This is a genomic window from Allobosea sp. P1_A7, assembly GCF_056406775.1.
In genome coordinates this window covers 1-6,677 of the sequence record NZ_JBFTZN010000313.1, presented here as the reverse complement: position 1 = coordinate 6,677, position 6,677 = coordinate 1, and the positions used below count along the sequence as shown (strand labels likewise).

Below are 6,677 nucleotides of genomic sequence, written 5' to 3'. Positions count from 1 at the left end.
ATGCCGAGCACGCGGGGGTTGATGTCCCAGCCGAGCGTCGAGACGATGACGTCGCGCGTGCCTTCGCCGAGTTCCTTCATCGTCGCGGCCGTGCCGCCGGGATAGTAGTCGATGCCGGTGCCGAGCTCCTTGAGATAGGCCCAGGTCTTGTCCCAGCCGTTCATCGGATCGCTCGGATCCTTGTCGCCGAGGATGTAGGGCATGCCCTGGAGGAAGGTCCAGCCAGGCCCGGAATTCAGCGGGCGGGCATAGGTGAAGCGCTTGGGATTGGCCTTCACATAGGCCAGCAGGTCGGCAGCCGTCTTGGGCACGGTCTTCAGGCGGGCCGGAATATATTCGAAGAGCGGGCCCGACGGCGAATAGACCACCGCAACCCCTTCGTTCTGACCGAAGTTGCGCTGCATCATCAGCGCCTGCTCGTGATAGACCTCTTCCGCCTTCGGCAATTGCGACGGATAGGACTTCCAGACGTCGATCCACAGTCCCTGCTGGATGCCGTCGGACATCGCGCCCGGCCCGGTCAGCACGAGGTCGAGATCGACCCGGTTAGCCTGCTGCTGCGCCTTGAGCTTCGCCGGCAGCTCCGGCGAGGGCGCCCGCGAGAAATTCACCCGCGAGATCAGCTTTGGGTTTTCCCTGGCGAAGCGTTCGATCGAAGCCTGGGTCAGCTGCAGGTTGCCGGCGACGTCGATGATGTTCAGCGCAACCGGGCTGGAAGGCAGGGGCAGGCCCTGGGCGAAGGCGCCTGTCGCCTGGAGAGCGGCAAGGCTGGCTGCTCCATGCAGCACGCCGCGGCGTGTGATTTCGGTCATGGTCTCTCCCTGGATAGGCCTGCTATCCGCGCAACCAGACCGGACGCGCGCCGAGGCCTTGACATGTATACTAGTACACCAATCCCGGGCCGACTAGCGGATGGAGCTTGACCTGAAGGAGGGGGACGGCTTCGCGGAGAGCATGACGGCGCGCGCCGCCAGGCCCTCAGGGCTTTGGCAGCCTGTAAGCCGATGGCCTGAGAGACCGTTTGAGAATGGGTTGAGGCGATTGCTGCGGCATGATTCAAGCTTGGGATGTGGACCCGAGCGAACCGTGGCCGGATGGCTGGATTTGAGAAACGCGCGAAGCGCTACCCGACTGATCTGACGGATGAGGAGTGGCTCTTCATCCGTCCGTTCCTGCCGTCGATCGCGAAGCGCGGACGCAAGCCGACGACCGACCTTCGCGAGGTGCTCGACGCGCTGCGCTATCTTGCCCGAACCGGTGGCGTCTGGCGGATGCTGCCGAACGACTTTCCACCCTGGCAGACGGTCTATTGGTGGTTCCGGCGGTTCGTTCGYCGCCTGCTGTTCAAGACGATCCATGATGTCGCGCTGATGCTCGAYCGCGAGCGCGAGAGCCGGGAGCAGTCACCGACCGCAGCCGTCGTCGACAGCCAGTCGATCAAGGCGCCRGCMGCAGAAAAGCGCGGGTTCGACGCCGGTAAGAAGATCGTCGGACGCAAACGCCACATCGCCGTCGATACCGATGGCAGACTGCTCATGGTCAATCTCACCACCGCCGACATCTCCGACAGTGCCGGCGCCCAGCTCATCGTTGCCGCCATCCGCAAGCGCTGGCCCTGGCTCAAGCATTTGTTCGCCGACGGCGCTTATGATCGCACCCGCCTCCTGGATGCCGCCACCTATCGCGATTTCATCATCGAGATCGTCCGTCGCACCGACAAGCAGCCCGGCTTCAAGGTGCTGCCGAGGCGATGGGTCGTCGARCGCACCTTCGGCTGGATGACCCGKTGGAAGCGCCTCGTCCGAGACTATGAACAGCGCCTCGACGTCTCCGAAGCCATGATCCACGTCGCCCTGGGAAGCCTCATGCTGCGGCGGATCGTCCATCCTTAAACATTCTCAAACGGACTCTGAGAGCCAACGGATCGTCTGGCGGTGATGTGGTCGGGGGTTGGCAGCGGCCGTGTCAGGGCGCGGCAATCACCACGCGAAGGAGGGCACGACGTAACCGGGCATCCATCCGGCCGTTGCAAAGAGCCTGGCGCAGCTCGCATGGTCGACCGTATCCGGTGTCGGCCAACCCAGATCCTGCCGATGAATGCCGCCGGCAATGAAGGCGACATCGATTCCGGCACCGGTTGCGCCGGCGACGTCATGCTCAAGCGAGTCGCCGACCGCGAGCACACGCCGCGGAGCCAGGCCGAGCCGCTGCAGGCTGCTGCGATAGATGCGCGGCTCGGGCTTGCCGTGATAGCGAACCCGCCCGCCAAGCCCGGCATAGCACCGGGCGACAAGTCCGGGCGCCTCATGCAGCGTGCCGTCGGCATGAACGCGGTAGAGATCGGGATTGCCGCAGATCATCGGCAGATCGCGGGCCACTGCAGCCTCGAGCACCGGGCGCCAGCCGGCCAGCGATTGCTGCGGCGGGTTCATGCTCAGCATGAACAGGAAGTCGGCGTCCTCGGTGCTCTCGACCCTGGTCAGGCCCAGACCCTCGATCAGGTGGTCCTCGCCGTCGCGCGCAAACAGGAAGCAGCGGCGGCCGAGGTCGCGATAGAACGGATCCTGCTCTGTCAGCAGCGCGTCGCGGGCGTCGTCTCCGGCCGAAACGACGTGGTCGAACAGCTCGCGGGCAAAGCCCATCCGGGCGAGCAGCTCCTCGTTTTCCCGAGCCCCACGGCCGGAATTGGAGAGGATGATGATCGCCTTTCCCGCCGAGCGCAGCCTCTGCAGGCAGTCGACTGCGCCGGGATAGGGGGTCGTGCCGTCATGCAGCACCCCCCACTGGTCGAGCAGGAAGCCGTCATAGCTCTGGGCGACCTCGGCAAGGCCGGAGAGATGGCTGACGGCGGCTCCGGTTTCAGGTGATACGTGAACGGACATAGGCGGAAAGCGCCTCGCTGATGATGATGATCGCCAGGATGGCGATGAGGATGACCAGGACCTGGCTCCAGGCGAACTGGTTGATCGAGGCGTAGAGCAGAAGCCCGATGCCGCCGGCGCCGACAAAGCCGAGCACGCTCGACTCCCGCACATTGATGTCCCAGCGATAGATCGATGTGCCGATCAGAACGGGCAGGATCTGGGGGAGGATGGCGATGCCGTAGATCTGGAAGGTGCCGGCGCCCGTGGCCTCCACCGCCTCGATCTGGCCGGCCTCGACCTCCTCGATCGCTTCGGCGACGAGCTTGGCGATGAAGCCGACCGAGCGGGCTGCGACCGCGCAGATGCCGGCAACCGGGCCGGGGCCGAAGATGGCGACGAAGAGAAGCCCCCAGATCACCGTGTTGATCGAGCGCGACAGCACGAGGATTGCGCGCCCGAGAAGCCAGGTTCCCTGGTTCAGCGTGGTGTTGCGTGCGGCCAGGAACGCGACCGGCAGCGCGAGCACGATCGAGATCATCGTGCCGAGCGTCGCGATATGGATCGTCTCGATCAGCGGACGCACGACAACCGGCAGATAGGACCAGCGCGGTGGCCACATCCGCTGGATCAGGTCGGCCGCCTGTTCATGCGCATCGGCGAAGAAGGCCCATTCGATGTCGAGTGCCGAAACCGACCAAACGGCCGCGAATGCGCCGCCGAGGAGCCAGAGCCACTGCGTCAGCCGTTCGCGCGGCGTATGGCGCTCCCACTGGTCGGGATAGATGCGCTTGGGCTGAGCTCCGCCATCCCGGCGCTGGTTTGCATTCGCCTTCACCTGAGCCTCCGCCGGGCCCAGTCGCTGAACCACTCGCCGAGCGCAACGAGCGCCGCGATGGTGAGCAGGATGGCGCTCGAGAAATCGAAATCGTAGCGGGAGAACGAGGCCGAGAGCGTCTGGCCGATGCCGCCGGCGCCGACGATGCCGATGACGGTGGAATGGCGCAGATTGGCGTCGAGCCGATAGATCAGCACGCCGAGCGACTTGACCATGACCTGCGGCACCACGGCGTAGCCGACGACCTGGCCAAAACTCGCGCCGGTGGCACGGATGGCCTCGACCGGGCCTTCCTTCATGTTCTCGATGTCCTCGGCCAGCATCTTGCCGAGGAAGATCGCCGAGGAGAAGGCGAGCGTCAGCAGCCCTGCGACGGGGCCGAAGCCGAACAGCTTCACGAAGAAGATCGCGATGATGACCTCATGGAAGGTCCGCCCGATCACGATGAAGCCGCGCGCCAGAAAATAGAGCGGGCGCGGCGAGAGATTGGCAGCGGCAGCCAGCCCGATCGGGATTGCGAGCAGGGCGCCGACGATCGTCGAGGCGATCGCGATCTGGATGCTCTCCACCATGCCCGAGAGCAGCATCTCCCAGCGCGAAAAATCCGGCGGGAACATACGCGCGAAGATATCGAGCGCGCGCGGCAGGCCGGCGAGGATGCGGTTGCCGTCGATATTGAGGTCGGTCACCGACCAGATCACATAGGCCACGACGGCGGCCCAGAAGATGAATCGGCGCCGGCGGCTGCCGAACAGGCTCGGCGGCCGCCATGTGGTTGGATAGGCCGGGGAGGCCGTGGCGCTCATGAGGCGGAACTAAGCGCCGGCGCGGGTTCGTCGTCGCCCTCTCCGGGCAGGACCCAGTCCTCGTCGCCATAGATGACCGAGAGAACCTCGTCCGTCAGTTCGGCCGGCCCGTCGTCGAAGACGACGACGCCGTCGCGCAGGCCGATGATGCGGTCGGAATAGGCCTTTGCCAGCGCGACGTCGTGGATATTGATGATCGCCGGCGTTTGCCGTTCGGAGACTAGTTCGCGCACCAGCCGCATGATCTGGCGGGCGGTCTTCGGGTCCAGGCTGGCCGTTGGCTCGTCGAGCAGCAGCAGATCGGGCCGTTGCATCAGTGCGCGTGCAATGCCGACGCGCTGCCGCTGCCCGCCCGACAGGGCGTCGGCGCGCTGATTGTGGTAGCCGTCGAGCCCGACGCGGTCGAGAAGCGCGAAGGCCGACTGGATATCCTCCGGCGGAAAGCGGTAGCGCAGCGAAGCGAACAGGCCGACATAGCCGAGCCGGCCCGAGAGCACGTTCTGCATCACGGTCAGCCGTTCGACCAGATTGTACTCCTGGAAGATCATGCCGATCCGCCGCCGCGCAGCTCGCAGCCCCTTGCGATCGAGAGCCACGATATCCCCGCCATTGAGCAGGATGCGCCCGGCCGTCGGCTCGACCAGCCTGTTGATACAGCGGATCAGCGTGCTCTTGCCCGCGCCCGACGAGCCGATGATCGCGACGACCTGCGGACGGTCGATGGTGACATCGACGCCAGCCAGGGCGCGTTTGCCCGTCGGGTAGGTTTTTTCGAGCGCCTCGATCCGCAGCAGCGGCGTGCCGGAAGGGGTTGTCATCAATCCGGCTTCAGCTTGGAGAGGCCGTCCTGGGTATAGACGATGCCGGTATCCCGCTGGATCGTCCGGATATCGGCCCAGTCGGCCTTGTAACTCAACGCCTTGAAGCCCTTCTCGTCCTTGAACTCCTTGGCCAACTTGGAGTTCTTGAAGTCGAAGGTCGCGAATGCCTGCTTGATCTTGTCCTGCAGCTCGGGCGCGAGGTCATGCGAAATGCCGAAAGCGGTCCGCGGGAAGGGCGCCGATTCATAGACGATGCGCAGGTCGTCGGGCTTGAACATGCCGCGGGCTCTCATGCGGTCGACCACGCTCGATGCGACAGGAGCGGCGTCATAGTCCTTGTTCACGACGCCCATGATCGAGTTGTCGTGCTTGCCGGAATACAGCACCTCATAGTCCTTGCCCGGCTCGACGCCCTTGTCCTTGAACAAGACGCGCGGCGCGGTGTCGCCGGAATTGGAGGAGGGCGCGACATGGGCGACGCGTTTGCCCTTGAGATCGGCAATGCTCTTGATCGGGCTGTCCTTCGGCACGATCAGCTGCAGCGTATAGCCGACGCCGCCGTCATGGCGCTCCATGGCGACGATTGGGACGAAGCCGGCAAGATTGACCGCGAACGGTGTCGGGCCGCTGGCGACGCCCGCGATATGCAGGCGGCCCGAGCGCATGGCCTCGATCTGGGCCGCGTAGGATTCTGCCGAGAACCAGCGGATACGCTTGCCCGTGACCTTGCTGAGATGGGCCAGGAAATCGGAGAAGACGTTCTCGTACACGGCCGGATCCTCGACCGGCGTGTAGGAGAAGACCAGCGTATCCGGGTTCTTCTGCTGCGCCTTGTCGCTCGGCGTATCCGCGAGAAGATCGTTATCCGCATCGCAATAACGCGCATCGAGCGTGCCGCGATTTGCGCAACTCTGCGCATGGGCGGGCGATGCCAGGGCGAGCCCCATGGCTACCGCGCCGAGCGCGGCCAGCGAAATCCGAACCATCCGTTCCCTCCAGATTCTCTGCCGCATCTTCTGGCGGCCTGAGCGGCCGGTGCGGTTGATCTGAAATGATCATAATGCGCGGGAACGATCATGCAATCATGATTTTGCCGGCTATCCTCTCAAATCGTGCATCATGCCACGACGCAGCGAACGCCAGCCGTGTCGAACAGGCGGCGCAGGGGCTTGGGCGGCTCGTTATCGGTCACCAGAGCATGGAAGGCCGAGAGCGGCGCGACGCGGGCAACGCCGGCCTTGCCGAACTTGGAAGCATCCGCGACCGCGATTCCATGGCGGGAATGGGCCAGCGCCACCTGCCGCACCGCGATCTTCTCCAGGTCGAAATCCATCGGCGCGCCGTCATCGTC

General features: G+C 64.9%; 7 protein-coding genes and 1 pseudogene. 1 reads left to right on the top strand and 7 read right to left on the bottom strand.

What is annotated here, in order from left to right:
- Positions 1-812 (bottom strand): extracellular solute-binding protein (locus tag AC1D34_RS32395; RefSeq protein ID WP_476826448.1); only part of this gene is annotated, 812 nt, incomplete at its 3' end.
- Positions 813-1,067: 255 nt separating this feature from the next.
- On the opposite strand from AC1D34_RS32395, the gene AC1D34_RS32390 reads away from it, so the two are divergent.
- Positions 1,068-1,892, top strand: coding sequence for an IS5 family transposase (locus AC1D34_RS32390; RefSeq protein WP_476826447.1), 825 nt, complete (start codon positions 1,068-1,070; stop codon positions 1,890-1,892).
- A gap of 87 nt (positions 1,893-1,979) precedes the next feature.
- Here AC1D34_RS32390 and AC1D34_RS32385 read toward each other — a convergent pair whose 3' ends face one another.
- The 6 genes and pseudogenes from AC1D34_RS32385 to AC1D34_RS32360 all read right to left on the bottom strand — a co-directional run.
- Positions 1,980-2,882, bottom strand: coding sequence for a TIGR01459 family HAD-type hydrolase (locus AC1D34_RS32385; RefSeq protein WP_476826446.1), 903 nt, complete (start codon positions 2,880-2,882; stop codon positions 1,980-1,982).
- The gene (gene phnE, locus AC1D34_RS32380; protein WP_244523542.1) at positions 2,860-3,699 is read right to left on the bottom strand and encodes a phosphonate ABC transporter, permease protein PhnE; all 840 of its coding nucleotides are present in this window, start codon (positions 3,697-3,699) and stop codon (positions 2,860-2,862) included. The genes AC1D34_RS32385 and phnE (AC1D34_RS32380) overlap by 23 nt, the downstream gene beginning before the upstream one ends.
- A complete protein-coding gene (phnE, locus tag AC1D34_RS32375; RefSeq protein ID WP_476826445.1) occupies positions 3,696-4,505 on the bottom strand; it encodes a phosphonate ABC transporter, permease protein PhnE in 810 nt (269 codons plus the stop codon). Before phnE (AC1D34_RS32375) ends, phnE (AC1D34_RS32380) begins: the two co-directional genes overlap by 4 nt.
- Positions 4,502-5,299, bottom strand: coding sequence for a phosphonate ABC transporter ATP-binding protein (gene phnC, locus AC1D34_RS32370; RefSeq protein ID WP_476826449.1), 798 nt, complete (start codon positions 5,297-5,299; stop codon positions 4,502-4,504). The genes phnE (AC1D34_RS32375) and phnC overlap by 4 nt, the downstream gene beginning before the upstream one ends.
- 23 nt (positions 5,300-5,322) lie before the next feature.
- Positions 5,323-6,312, bottom strand: a complete 990-nt coding sequence (gene phnD / locus AC1D34_RS32365; protein ID WP_441507078.1) for a phosphate/phosphite/phosphonate ABC transporter substrate-binding protein — start codon at positions 6,310-6,312, stop codon at positions 5,323-5,325.
- Positions 6,313-6,443: 131 nt separating this feature from the next.
- Positions 6,444-6,677, bottom strand: a pseudogene (locus AC1D34_RS32360) (DeoR family transcriptional regulator); the annotation flags it as partial.